Source organism: Ekhidna sp. (assembly GCF_039940915.1).
Taxonomy (GTDB): Bacteria; Bacteroidota; Bacteroidia; order Cytophagales; family Cyclobacteriaceae; genus Ekhidna.
In genome coordinates this window covers 2,080,005-2,104,870 of sequence record NZ_JBDVFO010000002.1, presented here as the reverse complement: position 1 = coordinate 2,104,870, position 24,866 = coordinate 2,080,005, and the positions used below count along the sequence as shown (strand labels likewise).

6 protein-coding genes are annotated in these 24,866 nt (G+C 42.3%); 2 read left to right on the top strand and 4 right to left on the bottom strand.

Annotation, left to right across the window (positions count from 1 at the left end; genetic code table 11):
- Nucleotides 1-4: 4 nt before the first annotated feature.
- From ABJF57_RS14380 to ABJF57_RS14370, 3 genes are all read right to left on the bottom strand, one after another.
- Nucleotides 5-8,764 carry a Kelch repeat-containing protein gene (locus ABJF57_RS14380; protein ID WP_462230272.1) on the bottom strand — a complete coding sequence of 2,920 codons (8,760 nt, stop codon included), beginning with the start codon at nucleotides 8,762-8,764 and terminating at the stop codon, nucleotides 5-7.
- A complete protein-coding gene (locus ABJF57_RS14375; RefSeq protein ID WP_462230270.1) occupies nucleotides 8,761-9,498 on the bottom strand; it encodes a hypothetical protein in 738 nt (245 codons plus the stop codon). The genes ABJF57_RS14380 and ABJF57_RS14375 overlap by 4 nt, the downstream gene beginning before the upstream one ends.
- A gap of 222 nt (nucleotides 9,499-9,720) precedes the next feature.
- On the bottom strand, nucleotides 9,721-20,601 hold the full coding sequence (locus ABJF57_RS14370; protein ID WP_462230268.1) for a cadherin domain-containing protein: 10,881 nt from the start codon (nucleotides 20,599-20,601) through the stop codon (nucleotides 9,721-9,723).
- A gap of 177 nt (nucleotides 20,602-20,778) precedes the next feature.
- Here ABJF57_RS14370 and ABJF57_RS14365 point away from each other — a divergent pair, with 177 nt between their 5' ends.
- Together ABJF57_RS14365 and ABJF57_RS14360 are read left to right on the top strand one after the other, a co-directional pair.
- Complete coding sequence (locus ABJF57_RS14365) at nucleotides 20,779-21,357, top strand: RNA polymerase sigma factor (protein ID WP_462230266.1); 579 nt, start codon at nucleotides 20,779-20,781, stop codon at nucleotides 21,355-21,357.
- Complete coding sequence (locus ABJF57_RS14360; RefSeq protein ID WP_462230264.1) at nucleotides 21,350-22,027, top strand: tetratricopeptide repeat protein; 678 nt, start codon at nucleotides 21,350-21,352, stop codon at nucleotides 22,025-22,027. Before ABJF57_RS14365 ends, ABJF57_RS14360 begins: the two co-directional genes overlap by 8 nt.
- Here the strand turns inward: ABJF57_RS14360 and ABJF57_RS14355 are convergent.
- On the bottom strand, nucleotides 22,018-24,864 hold the full coding sequence (locus ABJF57_RS14355; RefSeq protein WP_462230262.1) for a CHAT domain-containing protein: 2,847 nt from the start codon (nucleotides 24,862-24,864) through the stop codon (nucleotides 22,018-22,020). The genes ABJF57_RS14360 and ABJF57_RS14355 overlap by 10 nt on opposite strands.
- Nucleotides 24,865-24,866: the final 2 nt, after the last annotated feature.

Genomic DNA, 24,866 nt, shown 5'->3' with positions numbered 1-24,866 from the left:
CAGTTTATTTCTTGATAATTAATTTTTTGGTGATTGGAGCAGATGCATCTTCCTTGAACGATAGGCGATACAAGTAGATTCCACTTTTAATGGCATCATCATCAGATGGATTCCATGTAATTGGGTGAAAACCCGCCTGATATTCTCCGTCTACCAGTGTCTTCACTTTTCTTCCATTGAGATCATACACCGAAAGTTCGATTTTGGCTTTCTCTGGAAGCAGCAGTGGCACAGTCGTCATTCCCTTTGTAGGATTTGGATAAGGATCACCTAGCGTAAGTGCCTTTGGTAGTACTTCATAGGACGGATCTTCAGAGTAATGCAATGAAATGTCGTTGCTTCCATTGAAATAGAAGTCGTGTTGATTCACTGTTTTCATATCAATGACTTTCCCGGTCTTTTCATCCACTAACCATAATCCGAAGTACCTATCTAACTCAAGCCTATCCCATTTAAGAGAAACGAGACCTTTGAGGTGGCCAGAGGCCAACGTAAATGACCAAACATGCTCGGCTCGTCGCTTAGCAATATCCGTCATGAAATAGGGATAAACAGCAGCTTCGTGCGTAGTGATCATCTCGATATAGCTTTCAAAACGAGGAGGAGCCAATTGGTCATGCGTATCTTTCAGATCAGAGGCCTTTTCGTTCATTCCAAATGCAGCAATATTCAAGGATTTGGCTTGATACTCCAGGCTTAACGGGAGCTTCCACCCGTCGGCACCCACAATTGCTTGTGTGCTTTCAGTATTGGAAGTTCTTCCTCCGCCTGATGCCGGGATGATATCTAATTGTGTTTCTGCATCAGCCCAAACATACGCTCCTGTAAACGGAGACAGGGTGTTGCTTTGAGTAAACGTTTTCCGAGTTACGTCGTAGATGAAAAGGTTGTCCACCGAGCTAGCGCTGTTGCTTAGCAATATTTGATTCCAATTTATTTGGGTATTAAATGGATTTCCAATTTGATTCCATCCTTGTTTTAGTGTGATTGAAAATGGAATTTCTGAATTAGTGGTACCAGCTCCCACATTGATGGATACTTGTTCCAGCACATTTAGCCAATAGCCTAAACCGATTTCTATGTTAGAAAACCCAGTGATCGCGTCCAGATAGCCACCGTCCTGATAATGCATCAGTCGCCACCCCTTTTTGTATTCCAGTGAACTCAGTTCGTTGAAAATACTGGTGACTTGTTTGTTTTCAAGGATGTAAGGAATGGCAATCATCTGCCATTCTGAAAACACCAGTGAAGGGAGCTCTGAGCTTTCAGACTCACTAAATGAGCGTTTAATTACATTGCCCAGACTCTCCACAAAGGTGATCTGGTCATTGGCATAAATTTCAAACTCTACGCCGGCATCATCAAGCATCGCACTGGTGATTTCAAATGTAAAAGTGTTTGCAGATCCATTCATTTCAATGAGCTCTGACCACAATGCACTTAAAATGCCACGGTATCGGATATGAACCTGAGCATCCCCAAAACCTCCGGATAAGGTAGCCGTCACCGTTGTTGAAGTGGCACTTTCCCCAAATTGATCATCGAAATCAACAGTGCTGATATTCAACGATTGTGCATTGTTTTGAGCTAAAACGGAGATGGCATTGGAGTAAGGCGAGAAACCAGACTTATTGCCTGATTTGACACGATACTTGTAGGTTGCTCCGGCAGTCAGGTTAGTCATCTGCACTGGGTTCGATGAGGTCAGTTGTTCATTGTAATGGAATGTTTGGAAATCATCTTTTGATACTTCCAATACATAGAAATCTGCGCCATCCGATGGATCCCAATTGGCAGAGAAAACACTGGCCGATACACTTGAGGCATCTCTGGCAATGGGTGTATTTGGCAATGTCTCGCCATCGAATATGCCGTTGTTAGGAGAGCTACCCGATTCATTTTTCGCACGCACCCTTACCTGATACTCTGTGCCAGGACTAAGGTTTTCGATGATCAGCTGATTGGTCATGACTTCTCTCTGGTTGAATCCCGGAAGAAAAGTTTGGAAAAAATTGTCCGAAGCGTCAACAATGTATGAGCTGGCACCAACTACTTCAGGCCAGCTAACTGTGAAGGCGCTTTGAGTATAGTCTGACAGCTCGTTGAGCGCTGGAGTATTCGGAATCGTGATGAATGAAACCGATCCAAAGTCGTTTGTGCCAGATGAACCACTATCTCCACTGCTATTGCTGGACTGCACCCTTGCATAGTACCTGATGCCCGGTTCCAAATCTTGAATAACAATGAATGGCACAGCAAGTGGGAAGTTTACAAAAACAGTCGTTTCTAAATCAAATGTTGGTGATGAGTTGAGGTCTACGAAATAAACTTCAGCTCCGGAAATGGATGTCCAACTAATAGAGGCTCCAGTTTGTGTGATGTTGTTTGGAGCATTAATGGTTGGAGATGAGGGAACCGTAGTAAAGGCCAAAATATTTGAATTTGGAGAAACTCCTGCGGAATTGAATGCGCGTATTCGTGCAAAATAGGTTTGACCAGGTTGCAGGCCATCTACTGTTGCTGTTAAATCTCCTTGCCCCAGCAACTTCGGAGTTCCACCTCTTCCATATTCTGGTAACATCAAATTAGCGTTCGCAAAGCTGAAGTCCGTAGATACCTCGAGGAAATAGCCTTCGAAGAAGCCGTCAGGAATTTCCCAATTGAAAGTCACTTCATCTTGCGTGATTGTGAGTATTGCGGACTCCAAATCGAATACAGGGGATGAAGGTGCGGTAAGAATGGTTATTTTATCCGGTTGGTCAGATTCTCCAGAGGAGTTAATCGCTGAGATGCGACCATAGTAGAACGTTCCAGATGTAAGCCCTTCTATGCTGAGCATCGTGTTTTCTTTTGATCGAATACCTCCATCATAAGCCGTAAGGAAAGCTCCAGCATCGGTAAAGCCATCGTCAAGTGTGGATATAGTGACTCCATAACCGTCCAATACTTCAGGCACGGCATCCCAGGTGAGGACAACCGAATTCTGAGTAACTTCTGAAATCACTGTCTCCGTATTGTAAGTCACTGTTTGCGGTTTTGTCAGGAAAGACAATGTTTCGGAAAAAGGTGAATTGCCGGAGGTATTGAAAGATTGAATGCGTACAAAATACCTGGTTCCAGGAGTTAAACCTGAAACAAACTCTGCTTGTAGCACCGGTAATTCTTTTGCGGTATATCCTGAAAGTGCCATTGTTTCGTTTTCAAACGTAGCATCCTCTGAGATGGAGAGGTAGTAACCGTCCAATATGCCCGGGGTTACCGCCCAACTTATATTTACTTCTGTAGATGTTAACGCTGTGAATGCAAGCCCTGGGTCTTGCAAATCTGGCGTATATGGCAATGTTAAAAGTTGCTGAGGGTCTGAAAATTCCGAAAGGCCAATGTCGTTGACGGCTCTCACTTTGTAGTAATATATGCTTCCAGGATTGAGACTCATACTCGTGTAAGAGCTGGTTGATTGTCTCTCAGCGTAAAACTCGTCACTGAAATCTTCAGAGAAGGCGATATGAACGTCATACTCAGTTGCCCAGGGCTCATCATAACTGAAAGAAAAGCCGTTTTGTAATATTTCGCTTGGAGATTCCAATGTTGGAAGGCCAGGCGTAAATTTTATCTGCCAAAAATCATTGTAGCTAAGGCCATTCCGTCCACCAAAAAGCCACAAGCTTTTATCAAATGTTCCGAATTCCTGAGATCGAGCTTTGCTGGGAATGATGTTTTCTTCACTGAAGATTCCCTGTGTCCCGTATTCTCCTATATTGACACGTTCTGTACTCCCACCCATCCAGGTCCACATATTGGTCTGGACATCATACTTCCATAAGTCATTGAGGTTAGTTGCTGTGCTTGTTGCACTCTGTGGAGGGTTTACTTCTTCAAATAGTCCGAAACCGCCAAAAATCCAGATGTTGCCGGAATCGTCAATCCACATGCTGTGCGAGTATCTTGCTGGTGGTTGATTGTCCGGGCTTGGGACTCCTTTAATACCAAAATTTGGCGCGCGATTTCTCAGGTTTGTTCCACTCATCCATGTCCAGGTATTGTCTGTTGGATTGTACTTCCAAAGGTCATTTAAAAATCCACGTTGCGCTTGGCTGTCGTGTCCGTCTCCGCCATACACCCATACATTTCCATCTTGGTCTACCTTACCATCTGTATACCTTCTGGCACCAATGGAGTTGGTAGGCGAGGCTACTCCCTTTTCACCATAAATTCCAGGAGAATTTTGAAAATTGTTACCATTCACCCATGTCCATTCAAGCGTATTGGGATTGAATTTCCACAAATCATTGTTGTATTCGAAGCTTTCATAACCACCAAAAAGCCAAAAGTTACCCTCTTCATCAGACCAGTAGGCTGAAGAACTTCTTGCGCCAGGTATGTGCGAAACACTGGCTTCTCCCTTGATTCCATACTCGCCAGATGTATTGATCACGTTGCTCCCTGCGATCCAAGTATAAACACCAGACGATGGATCAAAGTACCACATGTCGTTCAACCACGCTATGTTACCTATTGAAGTATTGTAATTGATGCCTCCGAAGAACCAAAGCTTTCCATCTTGTCCGGTCCAGGCAGCCCCGTGCCATCTGCTTTTCGGATCGTTTGCACTACTTCCTATCCCTTTCGAGCCGTACACTCCGTCGTTTAATTCAACTTCAGTATTGCCAATGATATAGCTCCATTCATTCTTGACAGGTTCGTACTTCCAGAGGTCATTGTAAAAACCTTCAGCAGACCCGTTACCTTCAGAACCGCCAAGCATCCAAAAGTTACCATCTGGATCAACCCATGCCAGACCACCATGACGCGAGCCTGGTGTTGGTTGGGTTCCTTCCCCTTTAGTCCCTCCATATATGCCCGTTTCGTCTGTATTCGTAGTAGAATTAAAACCAGTAAGCCAGGTCCATTCTTTTGTAGTGGGTTCGTATTTCCAAAAATCATTGTAGAGACTGGTGCTGAGCTGATTGAATTTATAGCCTCCAAAAAGGTACAGGTTATCCTCCAGATCAATCCAGCCGGTGCCATATCGTCGCGATCCTGGTACGTAATCAACCGAACTTAAGCCGGTCTGATTGTAGCTACCTGTGCTTCCTTTGAAATCTGAGCCAGCATGCCAGGCCCACTGATTCAGTACTGGATCATAACTCCACAGGTCGTTTAGGTAGCCGGCAGCTATGCCGAATTTGTCCACACCAGAGCCACCAAAAATCCATAGCTTATCGTTCGAATCTATCCATTGAATCATTGAATATCTTCCGCCCGGTTGATTGGTATCATTATACTCATCAAGCGAACCGAAAACTCCAGGTTGGTCTGCCAGGTCGCTACCGGATACCCATGTCCACTCATTCGTAATGGTATTGTATTTCCACAAGTCATTTAAGTAGCCAGCTTCGCCTTGGGAATCGATCCCAAACCCTCCAAATAACCATAAATCACCATTCAAATCGAACCACATTTTGTGATTTGAGCGTGCACCAGGCTTATTGGCAGGGTCGCTTATTCCCTGGGTGCCATAGATTCCCGTTTCATTGGTTGATGCGTCTCCACTTACCCAGACCCACTCGGTAGTTAGTGGATCATATTTCCAAAGGTCATTGTGCCATTCGTTAGAGGTCCCGTTTAAGTCTTCAGCAGCAGCTCCTCCAAACATCCATACCACACCACTGGATTCAACCGCAGCACTGACCTCCCATCTGGCAGAAGGAATATTGGCAATATCTGAAACTCCTTTTACGCCATAACTTCCAGCCTCGTCTGGCAGGTCATTTCCCTTAAGGGTACTCCAGCTGAGTAATTGAGGGTCAAACTGACGAATTGAATTGTGCATTCCGTTCACACCTTTCCCTCCAAAAACATTGAATTTGCCCTCATTATCTGTCCAATAGGCACTGTATGCAAGACCTGTCTCAGAAGCAGTAAATTGATACCCTTCTGTCCAGTTAGACTCTGAGCTTTGCCCAATGGGATTGGGGATATCAGAGCCAATCACATCTAAAAAATTACTTGTAGCATACCCAAGCTTGGAGACATATGTCATATCAGATGTAGCTGGAGAGATATTTCTGTAATCTTCGATTACTTGCTGGCCATCAATAAAAAGCCGAATGCGTTCATCAATCTTATTGAATGTTACAGCCACATGATGCCATCGGTTATCACGAAGAATATCTCTCTCTGCTGCTACTGGAGATTCAGCTCCTGCCAAGAAAGTGAGTTCTCCTCCTTTAATCGCGAGAGAGAAAGTTCCTGGATTTTCCGTATCCCAGAGCGAAGCATCACCTTCAGGTACAAAAGAGAAAAGGGGCCCATTATCTTCTGTTTTGATCCAGCCCTCCCATGTAAAATCGTCATCAAAGGTTCGGAGGTCAGGGATTTCTATGAAATCATCAAGGCCATCAAAATCCATTACCTGAACGGGTGCAGGATCCACAAATCCATCATCCTGCTGAAATAGAATGCCTATGTTACCGTCAAACTGCTGAGGTACGATCAAATCGAGGTTATTGTTTTTGTCAAAATCAACCACTGACATGGCCCTTACGGCAGAAGTTCCATAGAACGTCTGATCCAGAACCATTTTCCCATCACTACTGATAGTATAGAGGTACAATATATTTTCGAATTTGGATGACACGGCTATTTCCAGTCCCCCAGCTTCATTGTAGCCAATCGCTACAACTTCCTTTACGGTTCCTGAAGCTACACCGGTGGTTTCTTCGGACGTAACCCTTCCATCAGCAAAAAAGTGAACACCAATTTGGTTGTCGGTTGTGGTTATGAGATCTGGTTCTCCATCCAGATTTACATCGGCAGATAGAACCTCTAAAACGAAGTTACCACCGATTAACTGGGCATCTACAGGGTGAAACCCTCCCAATCCATCACTCATTATGTAGCTAACGGTTACTGTAGGCAACGTATTATAAACGCCCAGAACTATGTCTGGATCACCATCGGCATTGTAGTCATCAATAGCCAGGTTTCTAGACATGATTGTCCCCACCTCAAACACGTCCGGTGAAGAGAAGCCACCCGCTCCATCACCGTAGTAGATATGCACCTCTCCGTTTTGATTTGGAACGAACGACTGGAAACTTTCGCCAACCAAAACGACTAAATCTTCATTGTCATCTCCATTCATATCGGCCATCTCAATGCCAGTCGGATGTAAATCACCTGGGTCGATATCGAATGAGCTGGGGAAGCCTCCTGCACCATCTCCAAAGAAAATACGGATGCGATTATTGGCCGCATCGTCATGTGCGGTTACCGCTACATCAAGGTTGTCATCCTCGTTCCAATCACCTATTGTTAAACCAAAGACCTCATTTACGGCTGAAAACTCTGTATATCCACTGATTCCACCGGCCTCATCATTGATGAATAAGCTGATGTTCGTATTGCTTGAACTTGTGATGATGTCGTCCCATCCATCTTCGTCGAAATCTCCTATTTTAGAAATGGTAATTTCAAATGGACTTGGGAAGGAGGTGACTGAAGCGGGTAGATTTGACGAAATGAAATTTGATTCCGAACCCACAAGACTAAAATTGTTGATTTCTCCTACTCTTCCATTTACAGTGATGTCAGCAATCGTAGACAGTGCAGTGTTGTCAGCGTCTGGTACTCCAGTTGAAAAATTGTAAGCAGCCTGCAGATTCGCTTCAATCCCGGTCACTCGTTGATACGCCACACTTCTTATCTGATTCTCATCCAGCACGGAATTCCACACACGTACCTCGGCCATTTGACCTACGAAAACGCCCTCCCGATAGACATCACCGAGCATCCCATGATTAGCGTTCACAGTTTTGTCTAAAAGTTCGGTTTCATAGTTTCCATCTGAATTGGCAAGGCCTTGATTGAAATCGTAATATGCTGCTAACCCTTCTTCATTTCCCTGTAGCTCTGTGTTGCGGAAATAGAATATTTCATCAGCGGTTCTCACATCATTCCAAAAGCGAACCTCATCTATGTGTCCATCAAAATAGAAGGATGAGCCAAACCCTCTACGGACACCAATCGTGGTGACATGGTCATCGTTTGGGTCTTGATTTTCTAGTATGTCTCCAAAATGGGAGGCTACCTGGGCTCCATCCACATAAATGTAAATGTAGGAACCTTCGATATTTGATTCTTTGGGATCAAAAACGACAGAAATTTGATGCCAGTTGTCATCAAATAGAGTTAATCCACTAACGTCGAAAACGTTAAAGCCATCTTTGAATAATGAGATTTCTTGTCCGTTGTTTACAAGCTCTATGGACCAGCCTACCAGAATGGATGATTCGTTCGTAGACGACCATGAAAGGATCGAAACACGATCAATGAAATCTGAAGGGCGTTTTATTGCCATTTCTATTGTGAAATCCTGATCATATTCCACAGGATCATTTGTCAGGATGATTTCATCATCTATCCCATCAAATATCAGCGAGTTATTATACTCGGGAATTGGTTGCTCAATGATCGGATTTCCCTCTATCCATGTCCAAGTCTTAGTTGAGGTATCGTACTTCCAGAGGTCATTGAATATGCCATTCGAGGCGGATTGGTTGGAGCGCTCACCTCCAAACAGCCAATAGTTATTTTCCGAATCAGTGAATGATACGGCCCCCTGTCGTGGATCAGGACTTGTGGTTTCTATAATACTTTTAGCCCTTGCGGTTTGAGACCCTGATAGCCACTTATATGTCGGTGTTTGCGACCAGGCAGATAGGCCAAGTCCAAAGCAAATAATAGTAATTAATCTTTTCATCTTGATGGCGGACTTGGCGGTTCGGAAATGTCTGGAATGTTTTCAGGTATCAGACTTTTTATAACAAAGTAGCTAGCTATCCCAACCATGGTTATGAGACTTATTTTCGGGACAAGTGGGAATTTTCGTTTGACTGAAAATTTTTCCGAAAACACTACTTCATCGCGATTCTTACTATCGCTGATTCTGTACTGGTAACCAGATCCTGGTTTTACTCGGGTAGGAATCATGACGCTGGCTTTTCCAGTATTTGGAAACTCATCGAAGTTCTTCATGAGCTTTTCTCCTTTATACAATTCGATGTTGAGAATATTGTCTCCTCGTCCACCGGCCCAGACTAAATCGGTAGGAGTGGCTCTTTTCAGCACCATTCCTTCTGTTATGCCATCGAGTTGTATGAATGGCACATAGATATGACCCTTAAGCTCGAGTTTTATTCCTTTCTGAAAGTCCTCTCCAAGTTCTTTCTTGGCTTGCCATTTAATTTTTTTGTTGGGACCTACATTTATGTCCACGCCTACATCCCCAGAAACATCCTCCATGGGGTTGATGTAGTTATCTTCTGAAGTATATAATCGGACAGAATAGCTTCTGTCCAGTCGTTCATCCAGGAGGTTATAGCTCACATGGATGTCGTCCCCTTTTATTTCGATGTTGGTAATTTGGATTTCCTGGGAGAAGCCCACAATAGGTATGAATAGCCCCAAGGCGAGCACGCGTAGTGTTCTCTTCATGTTTTGCGGTAGTTTGGTTGATTCAACGAAATGTCAGCCCTGAGGGCAGCGCATCATTTTGTTGACTTAAAAATAACACTACAACATACTAAAAATTCAGGATATTTAGTTGAAAATTCTATGAAATTGTCAAATCCAGGCATCGATTCTTTGGTTCATTAGCGCATAAAAAAGGGCGACTCCTCGAGCCGCCCTAATGCAATAGCCATAGCTAATGCTGCCTTAGTTTGCCTTTATGATTCGTCTATAGGTGGTAGACTCACCATTTGTTATTCTTAGGATGTAAACCCCAGAATTGAGTTCGCTCAAATTCATTTGCACAGATCGTCCCTCATCAGACTTGATTGACCGTCCTTTCAAGTCAGTGAGCTGAATGTTCATCTCTTCACTAGAATTGATGTTTACTACATCCACCACAGGATTTGGGTACACCTCAATTTTGATTTCATCTTCGAATCCTAGCGGTGCCTCGGTGACGGTGAAAGTGAATGAATCACTTACCGTTTCACCGCTTTCATCAGTGGCCGTCACGGTAATGGTGCTTATGCCAATGCCGACTTCAGTAAGCTCAATCTGCTCATTCGAGATGAGCTGAACAGTTACTACATTGTCATCACTATTTGTCACTGAGATTGTAAGCTCGTCACCGTCCGGATCAGAGAATACGTTTGCATAGCTCACCTGCGCTGAACCAAAACCTTCTTCGCCACCGAAACCATCTTGAAATGGATTTGCTACGATGGGTGCCTCATTTATATTGTTGACTGTAACAATGAACTCATCGGTTACTGATGCTCCATTTCCATCATTACCTGTAAGGGTGATGGTACTTGTACCATTTCCGACTTCAGCAATAGTCAATGTGTTTCCAGTGACACTCACAGTCACCACATTTTCATCACTACTTACTGCAGTAGGCGTTACCGTATCTCCATCCTCATCGGAGAAGGTAGTAGACAAGTCAATGTCTGCAGATGCAAATCCTTCATCGAAAGTTTGATCGGCTGTCGCATTTGCTACCACAGGCGCATCATTTACATTATTGACTGTAACAGTGAACTCATCGGTTACTGATGCTCCATTTCCATCACTACCTGTAAGGGTGATGGTACTTGTACCATTTCCGACTTCAGCAATAGTCAATGTGTTTCCAGTGACACTCACAGTCACCACATTTTCATCGCTACTTACTGCAGTAGGTGTTACTGTATCTCCATCCTCATCGGAGAAGGTAGTAGACAAGTCAATGTCTGCTGATGCAAATCCTTCATCGAAAGTTTGATCGGCTGTCGCATTTGCTACCGCTGGCGCATCATTTACATTATTGACTGTAACAGTGAATTCGTCAGAAGTGGTTATCCCTGATCCGTCATCAGCAATTACTGTTACGATAGAGCTTCCGAATGCGCCCACTTCGGTGATCGTTAACGTTCCGGCAGCCTCACTTACGGTCACTACATCAGTGTTGGAGCTAGATATGTCATAGATTAGTGCGTCACCATCTTGATCATTAAACACTGTGCTTAGGTCAATGTCCAACGTAGCAAAACCTTCATCAAGATTCTGATCTGTAATCGGGTTGACCACCAGGATTGTTTCGTTTTCATCATCAATTGAAATGATGAATGCTTTTTGAAAAGTTCCGCCATTTCCATCGTTGGTTTCTATTCGTACGGAATAGCTTGACTGGGTTTCAAAATCGAAAACTTCTACTGCCAGTAGCTCGCTTCCAACAACATCGAAAGAAGCATTGTCCGTAGCACCAGCACCAGCTACCAGATCGTAGGTGAATGTTTCACCAGCATCCTCATCTGTACTTGTCAGAGACCCAATGACATCATTGATTGAGTTGTTTTCTGTAATCAAATTGGCACTCAATTGGATATCAGTGGGAGCCTCTGAAACGTCATTCACTTGGATTGCGATGACGAACGCTTCCGACAAATTGCCATCGTCTGTTGAAACGCGAATACTATAGCTATTCTTGGTTTCGAAATCGAAACTTGCAGATGCAAATAACTGATCTCCTGTGATGGAAAATGATCCGTTATCTACATCACCAGTTCCCGAGACAAGGTCATAGTTGAAGTTTCCAGTAAGGTCTTCTCCAAAAGTGGATAAACTGCCAATTAAGGTATTGCTTGGTTGATTTTCATCTATTGCATCGTTGTCCAAAACAACAGAAGTGATTTGAGCTGGTAAGTCATTGACCGTAATTGCAAATGATTTTTCAAAGGTCAAACCTCCTTGATCTGTTACAATTACTTCGATGGTGTAGGCATCTTTGGTCTCAAAATCTAACTCTACTGCTGTTACTAGTTCATCACCAGTGATGTCAAAAGAGGCATTGTCAATTACACCGTTTTTGAGTGAGTAGGTATGATTATCAGTCAAGTCCTCATCGGTAACCCCAAGCATGCCGACCAACGTTCCTGCTGGATTACTTTCATCAATCGTTGCATTACCTAAAGAAATATCGGTTGGTGCTTCGTTGACATCATTGACTGTGATTACAAACGTCTTCTCAAAAAGGCCACCATTTCCATCGTTGGTTTGAACACGGATGTTGTAGCTGTTTTTTGTTTCAAAATCGAAACTCGATTCTGTGAGCAGCTCTGCTCCACCTGAAAATTGGAAAGCACTGTTGTCATCGTCACCATCACCCGAAACCAGGTCATAAGTAAATGTTTCATCAAAGCTTGCATCAACTGTGGAAAACGTGCCCACCACAGATCCTGCACTTGAATTTTCATCAATTGCATTGGCAGATAAGAGGATATCTGTTGGATCCACGAGTGCTTCTGTGATCGTTACATCCCAATCTTGCTGAGTCCCATTTTCAGCGGTTACCGTATAGGTTACGGCAGAACTGAAATCCTGCTCAACACCTGAATCTGGAGAGATCATAGCATTTTGAGATACTGAAATAGTTGGAATAATAGCTGAAATATCAGTTCCTGCCACTGCTGCCGCAATGACTGTACGCAACCCAGCATCAATGGTGGCTGATCCATCTATTTCTGTGAAGGTAAAAGCGGTAATGTCGTTTTCAGTGTATGGACTGAAATCAATTCCTATTTCACTATCATGACTAGTTGTGTTGGCAACAGCTGTTGCATCTCCATTTCCAAACGCTGAGTTGCTGAATGTAAACTCAAGTCCAGCAATATCTTCAGCATCTCCATGAAGACTGGCAGACCCAGCCAAAGTCAACGTCGCTGAATAACCCTCTGCATCTACACTTAGTGAAGGAGTGAGACCTGAAGGAAGATTATTGATCATATAATCTACTCCATGCGTAAATGTTCCTCCTTCATTGGTAAACGACTCATCCATTATTGAAATATTTAGTGAGCCTTCAACCGAACCATCGTTTGCAGCTGCTTCATTAAATCCTCCTATGTTAATTTCATAACTTTCTATAACCCCAATATTGGAAGTCGTCACGAAAATCTGTGAACCATCTGGAGAAATACCAACACCCGTAGGACCATCATCGATTAAATCAAATAAGGTCCCATCATGAGTTGCTCCTGAAGAAATATCAAATGGAGTATTCAAGGTGAATCGGATTGCTCGAACGTCGCTATCACCAACAACGAGTAAATAACGGCCATCTGCTGAGAAGACAACACCTGTCGGACCACTTTCTAAATTATCCACACTAAGGGATGCTCCATTGAAAGATACTGTTGAAAGATCGAAAGCTGTAGATAGATCATACTGATAGATGAAAGAATTGTCTGATCCACCTATCAACATTTTTGTTCCGTCGGAACTGAATGTCAGTCCATAGGGAGAAGTATCTTGTCCTTCCACATTGAATGAGTTGCCACTATAGAATGCGGTTGAAAGATCAAATGGTGTGGCAATATTATATTGAACTACATTATATAGGCTGGACTCAAGCACGTATAATCGGGTGCCATCTTCTGACAGATAAAGGTCTTCGGGTGACCCAGTTTCGCCTGACGTATCAAAGGAATTACCTGTATAAGCTACGGTACTTGAAAGGTCAAATCCTATGGACAAGCTGTATTCGAAAACACGACTATTTGTTCCTCCCGCAATGTACATTCTGGTCCCATCTGTATTGAATGTAAGACCTGTTGGATAGGTATCCTGAGCCGAAACATCATAAGGGGTAGCCAGATAGGTGGCATTGGCCATATTGAGCGGATCTCCATAGAAAAGGGTAGGGTTGTTATCTCTAAAATCAATGCCGATTTCCGTGTCAAACGCTGAAATATTTGCTAGCGAAGCAGCATTTCCTCCTACAAACGCTGAATTGTTGAACGTAATAACTATTCCTGCAACATCATGGATATCCTGATTGTTTGTAGCTTCTCCACTAAGCGTGAGTGTAGCAGACCGACCATCTACTGCGACCGATAAATCGGGATTTAACCCGGCTGGTAAGTTGCTAAGGGAATACGCTCCAGTTGAAAGTATCGACCCAGCGCTAGTAAATGCTTCATCTACCAGATAAATTTCCATACTTCCTGAAACAGTGCCATCATTTTCACTTGATTCATAAAAGCCTCCTTTATCTATACTGTACTCGTAAATCTTGTCATAACCAAGGCCAAGCATGTGCATTACTGTACCATCAGGGTTAAAAACAAAGTCGGTTGGGCCAAAATCTTCACTGCTCATGGAGAAATTAGTATCGAAGGTGACCCCAAAAGTGATATCATAAGGAACGGCGAGGTTGTACTGGTTTACTTCATCTCCCAAGCTACCTATGATGAGCATTCTGGTGCCTCCCGCTGCGAAATGAATTCGACTGGGAGATTGTTCCTCGTTTCTCACACTGTAGTCTCCTTCAAAAGCTACTGTACTCAATACATCATATGGTGTGGATAAGCTGTACTGGAGTATTTTGTCTCCGAAGGTTCCAATAACAAACATCCTACTACCATCTTGATTGAATGTAACGCTGATTGGGAATCCATCTTCGCTAATGGCAAATGATCCATCATTGGTTACTGTTCCAGTGATGTCAAATGGAGTGGTAAGTGAAAACTGATGTACATCGTCTGTGCTGTTAGATACGACGTACATTTTGGTTCCATCATCATTAAAACTTAGCTTGTAAATATCAGATAAGACTCCAGAAATATCGTAAGGAACACCATCGCTTGTCATGTCCTGGTCAATTACATACGGAGACGATAAGCTATACTGGTGTACGGAATTGGTTTGCCTACCAAGAATAAAAAGCTTGGTTCCATCATCATTGAATCGGATTGAAGTAGCCTGATTATCAATCGCAAGAATGTCAACTGCTTTGGAGCTGTAAGAGGCATCTGCTATATTAAATCCATTACCATAAAATACTTCCGGTTTGCTATCTCTAAAATCAATACCCACACCGGAAGCATCGCTGATGCCTTCAATATCGCTGGCATCACCACTGACAAATGCCGAGTTGTTGAATGTAATATCTACTTCAGCCAGGTCATCAGCATCCTGATTGTTTGTAGCAGTTCCAGAGAATGTTAAAGTAGCACTGCCACCATTGGAGTCCACTGTCATAACCGGAGTAAGACCGGAAGGAAGGTTGGTAACGGTATAGTCTGTCGTATGACTTAAAGTACTTCCCGTGTTAATAAAAGAATCACCCGCTATTTTGACCTTTAAGAATCCATCAACTGCGCCCTCATTGCTTGCACCTTCTATGAATCGATCTGAAGTAATGCGGTAAACATTGATATCCTGCTGTCCAAAACGATCAAGTACAAAAAGTTGACTCCCATCAGCATCGAAAGCAAGACTGCTACCAGTACTTACTTCTTCGCTATTAAAGGCGGTCACATAGCTTACACCAGTGGAAAGATCGAAAGGATTACTTAAAAAGTACTGATGAACCATTCCTGTGCTTCCAGTAACATACATAGAAGAACCATCGTTACTAAATGCCAATCCCTGAGGAAAGCCTTCCTGAGAGGTTACACTAAATGAAGCTACTGAAGTACCCAAGCTAGACACATCATAAGCAGCAGACAGGTTGTATTGAAAAACAACGTCACTGGAAGAGCTTAAAAGATAGAGCTTCTTACCGTTGGAGCTGAATCTCATATCTTGTGCATTAGTTACTCCAGGAACGGTTCCAACATGAGAGACTCCTGTATGGATAACAAATGGAGTTGTAAGACTAAACTCATTGATTATACCAGTTGAGCCCACAACAAACATGGACGACCCATCAGCACTGAATTCTATTCCAGTTGGTGAGGACTCGTAGGCACTTAGGTTAAAGGTGCCATTAGCCTGAACCTGTGATACTACATTGTAAGGTTCACTTATTGTAAACCTATTGATCTCTGCTGGACCACTCCCGACGGTGAACATATTTAGCCCATCGGATCCGAAAACCATTCCTGTTGGATTTGGCTGACGACTAGAAACACCGTAGGTAAATTGGAAAGAGGCTCCTTCAGTGAGGTTGAAATCATTCCCATAGCTCAATCGCTTATTGTTGCTGAAATCTACTCCAACACGTGTATTTATTCCAATGGCATTGATGACATCCACTGCATTGGAATTGACAAAAGCAGTATTTTCAAATGCTAGCTCAAAGCTTCCCACATTATCGGATGACTGATTTTCTGTTGCACCCCCTGTCAAATTAAGGGTGGCAGATGTACCATCCCCGGCAACATTGATCGCTGGTACAAGCCCGTCGGGAAGCCCATTTATTGTAAAGTCGGTATCTAGTTCTAATGTACTTCCACTATTAGAGAATTGGTCATCTACCAATTGAATGGTTATACTACCATCCACAGCTCCTTGGTTGGCTGCCGTTTCTGTAAAACTTCCAGCACTCAAGGTATGCTGCTGAATTCGATCGAAAGTGGAACCGATTAGGTAGATTCTGGTCCCCGATGCATCAAAAACTACGTCTTGAGGAACAGAAAGGGCAGGAATATCAAAGAAAACATTATCGTAAGTAATTCCAGCGGTAATGTCAAATGGAGAGGTCAGACTATATTGATATACCCCATCGGTAGTTGCTCCTACTACATATAGCTTACTCCCATCCCAGTTGAAAGCTAAACCGTTCTCACCTGATTCTTCTGTGATTGAAACAGCTCCATCAAAGATCACACCACTAGTAATCTCATACGGTGTTTCAAGCGAGTATTGGCGTACACCTTGACTAGAGTTTCCAATAACGAACATTTTGTCTCCATTTCTACTGAACGAAAGTCCAGTAATGCTGCCATTGCTGCCAAAATCGTTCAAATGGGTCCCATCATGTGTTGCAGTTGTAATATCGAATGGAGTGGAGAGTGAGTATTGATTGACTTTGCGGTCAGTCCCATAGCCACATACAAACATTTTGGAACCATCTGTATTGAAGACTATCCCCGTTGGAATTGTTTCCTGTGCTGCCAAACTAAAAGTGTTTCCAGAGAAGGAAGCTGTGTTAATACTGTATGGGGTGGATAGCTCGTACTCGTTCACGTTTTGATTTACAGTACCTATCACATAGACTTTTGTTCCATCATTGTTGAATGCAAATCCTGTTGGTACGGTTTCCTGGCTATTGACAGTGAAAGAAGAAAAACCAGATTCAATGTTACTCAGGTTAAACGCATCTCCTACTACCAGTCTTGGCACATTGTCAAGGAATGTTAATGATGCATCACTATTTGCACTTGAGGCATTTACTACTGATGTTGCATCTCCGGAGCTAAAAGCAGAATTGTTAAATGTGAACTGAAGATCAGATAGACTATTCACATATTGATGATTGGTTGCATTTCCGCTGAAAGTTAGTGTTGCGTCGAATCCGTTCGCATCAACATTTAGGTTTGGAATTAAACCCACAGGAAGACTGGTAATTGTATAATCGGTATTATAAGTGAGACTTGCTCCGGCGTTGTTGAAGATCCCATCTAAAAGTGATATCCTTAGGGATCCATCTACAGAACCAATATTTTCAGCGTTTTCTGAAAAACCATTTTGGATTAAATTCTGCTGAAATGCACCACTTGAATTAAGAGTAAAGTAGCTCTTGGCATTCTCACTGAATTTGATATCATATGAGGTATTACCTGAGACACTTACAACCTCGAAGGTTACTCCGGTGGAAATTTCAAAGGGGATATCCAATGAATATTGATAGCTACCACCACTTCCAGAAATGAACATCTTGGATCCATTTTTTGAAAATGTCAATCCTTGACCACTAGTGGTTTCACTGGAAAAATTGAATGTAGCACCAGAGACAACTGCATCTGAGATATCATAAGGTGTAGGAAGATCGTATTGATAAACACTGTTGGAAGTGATTACAAACAGCTTAGATCCATCAGCACTGTAACAAATTCCATTTGGGTTAACATTAAAACTTATGGAAGTTCCATCTGGTGTAATGCCAGAAGTAATGTCGAACGCTGAACTTAACGTATATTGTTGGATCATGTCTGCATCACTTCCGCTGATGATCATTTTGAATCCATCATTGCTAAATGCAATGCCTGTTGGAGTGGTTTCCTGTGCTGCCACACTTACTGGACTACCGTTTGCTGTCGGTGTGCCAGTGAGATCGTAAGGATTGGCAAGGGTATACTGTATGATATTATCATTGGTACTTCCAATGATGTATAGCTTGGTTCCATCTGCGCTAAAATCAAAACCTTGTGTAAATCCTGTGCCAGTTGCACTACCAACGTTACTATCAATTGAAGCTGATAGATCATATGCATTACCATAAATAATTTCAGCATTATTATCCCTGAAATCAATACCCCAATTCGTTGAGGCAGAGGAAGCATTGGTAACTACAGAGGCATTACCACCAACAAACGCAGAATTATTGAATGTCATGAGTATTTCATCCAGGTCATTGGTGTTCTGGTGATTATTTGCATTTCCACTAAAAGAGAACGTGACGGATAGACCATCGGCAGAAACTGACATATTGGGAGTCAGGCCAGTAGGCAATCCGAAAATGCTATAGTCGAATCCATTGATCAGTGATCCTCCCGAGTTGCTAAACTTATCATCCACGATCGTGATGGTGAATGAACTAACAACTGAGCCATCATTTGCCCCTGATTCAAAGAACGATCCGGTATTTAGCGTGTATTGATATACAGCATCACTATTGTCATCTATCATAAAGAATCGGCTGCCAGAGTCGTTAAATGCCAACCCTGTAGGAGTGCCTGAAGGTCCAATCAAACTTCCGTCATATGTTATGCTCTGAGTAATGTCATAAGGAGCATTAAGTGAATAAACATGGTAATCATCTGTACTACTTCCCGTTATAATCATTTTTGTTCCATCAATGCTGAATGTGATCGATGAAGAATTTCCTTCTTGTGACGAAATGCTGTAAATACCATCATGACTTACTCCGGATGAAACGTCGAAGGGGTTGGATAACGAATATTGATTGACTTCATCCCCACTGAATCCAACAATGAACATCTTTGTTCCAGACGGGTTAAATGCAATGCCACTTGGGGCACTTTCTTCAGAGACAATACCAAAAGGTGTTCCTGTGTTGGTTACCGTACCTGTGATATCCCAGGGAGTTGTGAGTGCGTATTGCTCAATCTCACGAGCACTTTGATCTACGATAAACAGAGTGGTTCCATCGGAACTAAAACCTAGGTCATTAGCGGTTGTCGTCTCACCAGAAATATCCAATGGACTCCCATCAAATGACACACCAGAACTTATATCAAAAGAATTTGTGAGGGTGTATTGATTAACCTCGGTAGCTTCTCTTCCTACAACGTACATTTTCATTCCATCAGCGCTAAAAGTGACTCCCTGAGGCGTTGATTCCTGTGAAGACACATCAAAATTCCCAGATTGAATGGCACCATTTAGTAAGTCGTATGCAAAACCATAAGAAATGATTGGATTGTTGTCATTAAAGTCTACACCAATACCGCTGCTTGAAGAGGAGGCATTAGCAACAGCCGAAGCATCACCCCCAACAAATGCGGAGTTGTTAAATGTGAACGTGAGGCTGCTCACATCGTTAGCATCTTGATTATTTGGAGCATTTCCGATAAGAGAAAGCGTTGCAAAAGACCCATCAGCAGCTACGTCCATCGCTACGGAAAGGCCAGCAGGTACCCCAGAAATATTGTAGTCAGTTACATTTAGCAATTGGCTCCCCGCACGTGCGAACGTTTCTCCATCAATGGAGATATCCAATGTATTGCCAATAGATCCATCATTGGCAGCAGCCTCTTTGAATGATCCTGGGTTAAGGTTATATTGGTTAATGTCATTCCCTGTGTCACCTACGATAAACATTCTTGTTCCTGTGTTATTAAATGCGATTCCTCTAGGTAATCCATCCTCGTTCGACACATCAAATGTGACACCATCCGCAGTAAATCCTGAGGTAACATCGTAGGGTGTTGTCATGGAGAACTGAACCACCTCATCGTTGGAAAAACCAACAATGAAAAGTTTTGATCCATCGTTGTTGAAGGCCATTCCTGAAGCCTGACCAACTAAAGAACTGAGGAGAATAGAAGAACCATCATGAGTTACGGTTCCGGTTACATCAAAAGGAGTTGTCAGAGAATACTGATCAACATCAGCACCCACTCTGCCGGTAATGAACATTTTAGTCCCGTCCGGATTGAATTGCACGTCGAGAGGAGCAGTATTTTGACCAGAAACATCAAAAATTCCATCATGGGTAATACCAGCCGTAAGGGTAAAAGGACTGTTCAGACTGTATTGATTTATCTCGTCATCGCCTTCACCGACGATAAACATGGTCAGTCCATCATTGCTTAGAGCAATGCCTGTAATAAAACTTTCGTCTCCTGAGATTACTGACGACTCAAGGTACGTTGCGAGATCCGCACGATATGGTGAAGAAAGGTCGTATTCGTGAACTCCTCCACTCCCTGCGACAAACATCTTCATGCCATCATTACTGAAAGCCATTCCCGCAGGAAGGCTCATTTGAGAGCCGACTAAGAAATTGTCATCAAAAGTGACTCCAGAACTTAAATCAAATTTGGAGCCATATGAAATGGACTGTGCGCTTGCCATACTCATCGCTGAGAGCATGAATACAAGCAAAAGGATTTTTTTAACTAAGACGTTTGTCATGACTTTGTGATTTTGGTTCGTACCCTTAGTCATGCCATTTTCAGAATGTGAACATCATTTCATGACTTTTTCTTTTTTTGCTAGATGAGTCATGGAATTCGCTTTCTGGCTCAGGTAAAGATTTTTTTATTTTTATTTGGTGCAGTGTTCACAAAATCATGTTTGGGTGACTAACCAGTGAAAGTCAGTTTTAGAAAAAGTGAAAAGGAGCTGCTTGCAGATATCCGTGGAGGAAATTCCAGGGCGATGGAACGATTATATCTGAAGTACCGGAAGGAGTTTGTGAACTGGAGCATCGGAAAGTTTGGAATTTCTGAAAACGATGCGTTGGATCATTATCAAGATACCATTACGATCTTTTTTGAGAAGGTAATGAATGGTAGCATTGAGGAGGTTGGCAGTACGTTAAAGACCTACCTTTTTGGGATTGGGAAAAATCGAGTGAGGCAACAGTTTGATATCCAAAATAGGGATGAGAAGCATGAGGAGGGTTTGACTGAGCACTATCGCTTCCTAGCAAATGATGAAGATGCTGCGGAAGCTTATGCGCAGGCAAGGAATGAGACAAGGAAGCTTTTTGATGGATTAGGGAATGCGTGCAAGGAAATTCTAAAGCTGTTTTATTTTGAAAAAAAATCGATGAGTGAGATCGCAGATATTCTTGGACATAAGAGTGAGGGTGTCTCGAGAACAACCAAGAAAAGATGCTTAGAAAAACTAAGGTCTGAGGTTAATAAACCATTGGCAGATGGATGAGTTAAGAAATAAGTATCTTCAAGGAAAATTAACTGAACCTGAGCGTCAAGCTTTTGAGCGATCCCTTTCCTCGGAAGAGAAAGAAGAGCTTGCTTACGAATTGGGGTTAAGAGACGAAATTGTAAGAAAAGAGCTTCGGAAAAAGATTGCTGGCTTTGAAGAAGGGAATAATAGAAAGAGAATGATTAATCCGACATACATCAGCATTGCAGCATCTATTTTTATTATCACATCTTCAGTTTTCTACTTTACAAAAGAGGAGGCGTCACTATTTGATCAGTATTATGATCAATATCCTAATTATGAGTTGACAACAACTAGAAGCGAAGAAAATCTTTCGAATAGGGGGCTTGCATATGCAGCATATGATGCGGGTGATTATCAGATAGCAATAGAAGAGTTTAACAAGTTGGAGATTCTCCTGGCGCCAGATCACTTCTTTCGAGGAGTTTCTTATATTCAAGTGAAAGAATACAAGCTTGCACTTTCAGACTTGCAAGAAGTGATTGATTTGGAAGATGCAAGTTATGGGACTGCTTCCGTTTGGTATATAGCACTGATTCATATTAAGGCAGATAATAAGGAAAAAGCAATTCCATTACTCGAAGAATTAAGTGCCGGGCAATCTGAATTTGCCGCTACATCTAAGGCCTTGTTGGCTCAACTTTGATTGCTTTTCTGCTTTCTACGGTATACAGTTAAGATCATTACAATTACCAAAATAGAAGGGATTAGGTACGCCAAAAGATTTCTCTTATCCTCAATGGAACTATTATCCCCGATTAATACGAATCCTCCCCAATAAAATGGATGACGAGCTTTCCCTTGAGCAGTAGCCAGGTATTGTTTCCTTGCATTGTTGAGAGCTACATCTTTTGTTTGACCTTCTTTTAAGTTTTGATAGAAGTATTTCATCAGCTCTGGTGTGGACTTGTCAGATGCTGGCCATAGACTCACGACTGTCGAAGGAACTCCGGCAAAGGCAAACGCTCTGGAAAGTGACATAACACCTTCTCCACGTTGAATTTTTCCATAGCCCGTATTACAAGCACTCAATGTCACAAGATGGGCTGGAATCTCCATGTTGAATATTTCGTACGCATGAAGGTATCCATCATTGAGTGTATCGCCAGTTAGGTTAAATGCCAATCTTGAGATTTCCGGATTCGCATCATCAACAATGGCATGAGTGGCCATGTGAATAATTCCAAAGTCTTTGGCTTTTGACTTGAAGCTTGTTTCTGTTGCTAATCCGCTACTCACAGATTCACCTTCAAATAAGGACTCAATAGATTTGATTTCTTCAAAAGCGCCAGGTATAGAAGCTAAGTCACCTCTCACTGGATCTAGCGATGCAAGTTGATCAGAAGTAAAATCAGGGGCATAGCTTAGCAAGCGATTGTTTGACGGTGCTGAATCTGTTGATTCTTTTAAATAATTGACATAGGTAATGTCGTATTTTTCTAGTAGATAGTTTTCGCCCTCACCGAGAAGTTCAAATGGCAAATAATGTAATGAGCCATCTCTTACAATTTTCAATTTCCTTATGTTTGAAGATAGTTTCGACAGGTCAGAGAGTAACAGCTCAGTCAATGCCGTCCGAGTGGTGAATATTTCTGAAAGGGCTTGAATTTCATCTCTAAAAGTTAAAATCTGATCGGTAAGATTTTTTGCGGAATCTCGCTTGACAAGTACCTGATCTTTAGCAATGAGGAGGTTAATCAGGATATCATCCTGAAAGAGTATTTCCATTATGGCCTCATTGTCATCGAGTTGGTTTTGCAATTCAGTCAAACTCTTTTCCTGGTAAGTAATCGATGGATCAACGTACTCCCTTAGCTTATCGGCAAGGGAATCTATGCTTTTTTGGATCATGACTAGCGAGTCCCATGGAATTGCTTCTTCCCCACTATTTTCTGCTGTTATGACTCTTGCTTTCAGTCCTTCCTTACGAATCTTCAGCTCCTTTTCTTGGTCTAAAAGCTCAGATGGTATGTTAGCAAATGCTTTTGCTTCTTCAAGATTTAAACTAGTTCTGAGGTAGTCACTTTTGTTTCGTTCGGAGTAATTGAGGATGTTGGTGAGGTAGGATTGATCATTTGTTTCTCGAAATAAGTGCAGGTCAATATCGGAGGATATATAATAGCCATAGCCTAGCTCAAAAGAAAGGGAGGAACGGGATTCGGTAGAAAAGGTCTCTTGAAACTTGTGAAGAATATCCAAATTGAGTTGCGCATCTTTTTGAGCTAAATCAAGGTATTTGCGATTTTGCTCATCACGATACATTTTCAAATACAGTCGAGCACGGTTTTCCAATACAAATGATATTGTCACAATATCGACTACTTCGGTATATACACTTAAAGGTTCATCTGGCTTGAACAATGCAATAGCATTAATAGCATCCGTGTAGAGTTCAAGAGCTTTTTGATTGTCGCCTGCTTCTTCATAGGTGAATGAGAGGTAAACGGTGGCTTCTGTTACTGTTTGTGACTTTGCTCCGGTTGATTTTACACCAAGCGCTATAGATTCTTCGAGGTACTTTTTTGCCTCATCGTACATTTTGAGTTTATTGTATGTAATGCCCACATTCATTCCTACGATGTGGACACCTAGGTCAAAAGTTGGAAAATATATTGTCATGTCATCGTAGGCTAGTTTGAGATAGGGAAGTGCTGCCTGATAATTTTTGACATTTAATAAGGACATCCCCATAACATTGTTTGCAACAATCAGATCATAGGAGCCCTTTTTCTTTCCGTACTTACTAATGAGATAGTCAGCCTCAAAGTGGTATAGGATTTTTTCTGGATTTTCAAGCCCAATGTAAACATGCCCCAGTGAACCATGAAGCTCAGACATTCTGGGATGGTTGGAGTCGAAAAGTGATTCGGCAATATCCAGAGCGAACATTAAGTTACGCTCTGCATTTTTGTAATCATTCTTTATCAGGTAATAATCTCCGATGGAACCATATACAAGCTGCAGTAGATACGGGATATCAAATTTTTGTTCTTCGTAGAGTTTTTTAGCTTGAAAGTATAGCTCGCTTGCAGCTCGGTACTGCTCCTTTGCAGATAAAAGAAAGCCTTTATTGATAAGTAGCTGAATGTAAAATTGATCTGTGTCATCTGTAGCGTTTAGCGCATTTTCATAAAAGTATAACGCAGAGTCATAATTGAGATTCTCATGCTGCAAAATGGCCAGACCCTTCCAAAACAAAGCTTCGCTGGACTTGTTTTCCAGCTTAAGCCCTTGATTAAAGTCTTGTCGCGCTCCATCCAAATCACTGAGATTGTATTTGCATATGCCCCGATAGTAAAGCGCCTCTCCGTAGATATTTTCTTTGGAGTCAGTTTGATCGAGAATTTTTTGTGCTGCAGCTTGCGCCTCCTCAAACCTAATGTCTTGAATCAGTTTGTCAATATGATCAGTGCTGGTTTGCGCGAAGAGGAAAAGAGGCCACGATAATGCAACTAGTAGTAGAAATTTAATGGTGGGTTTCATAC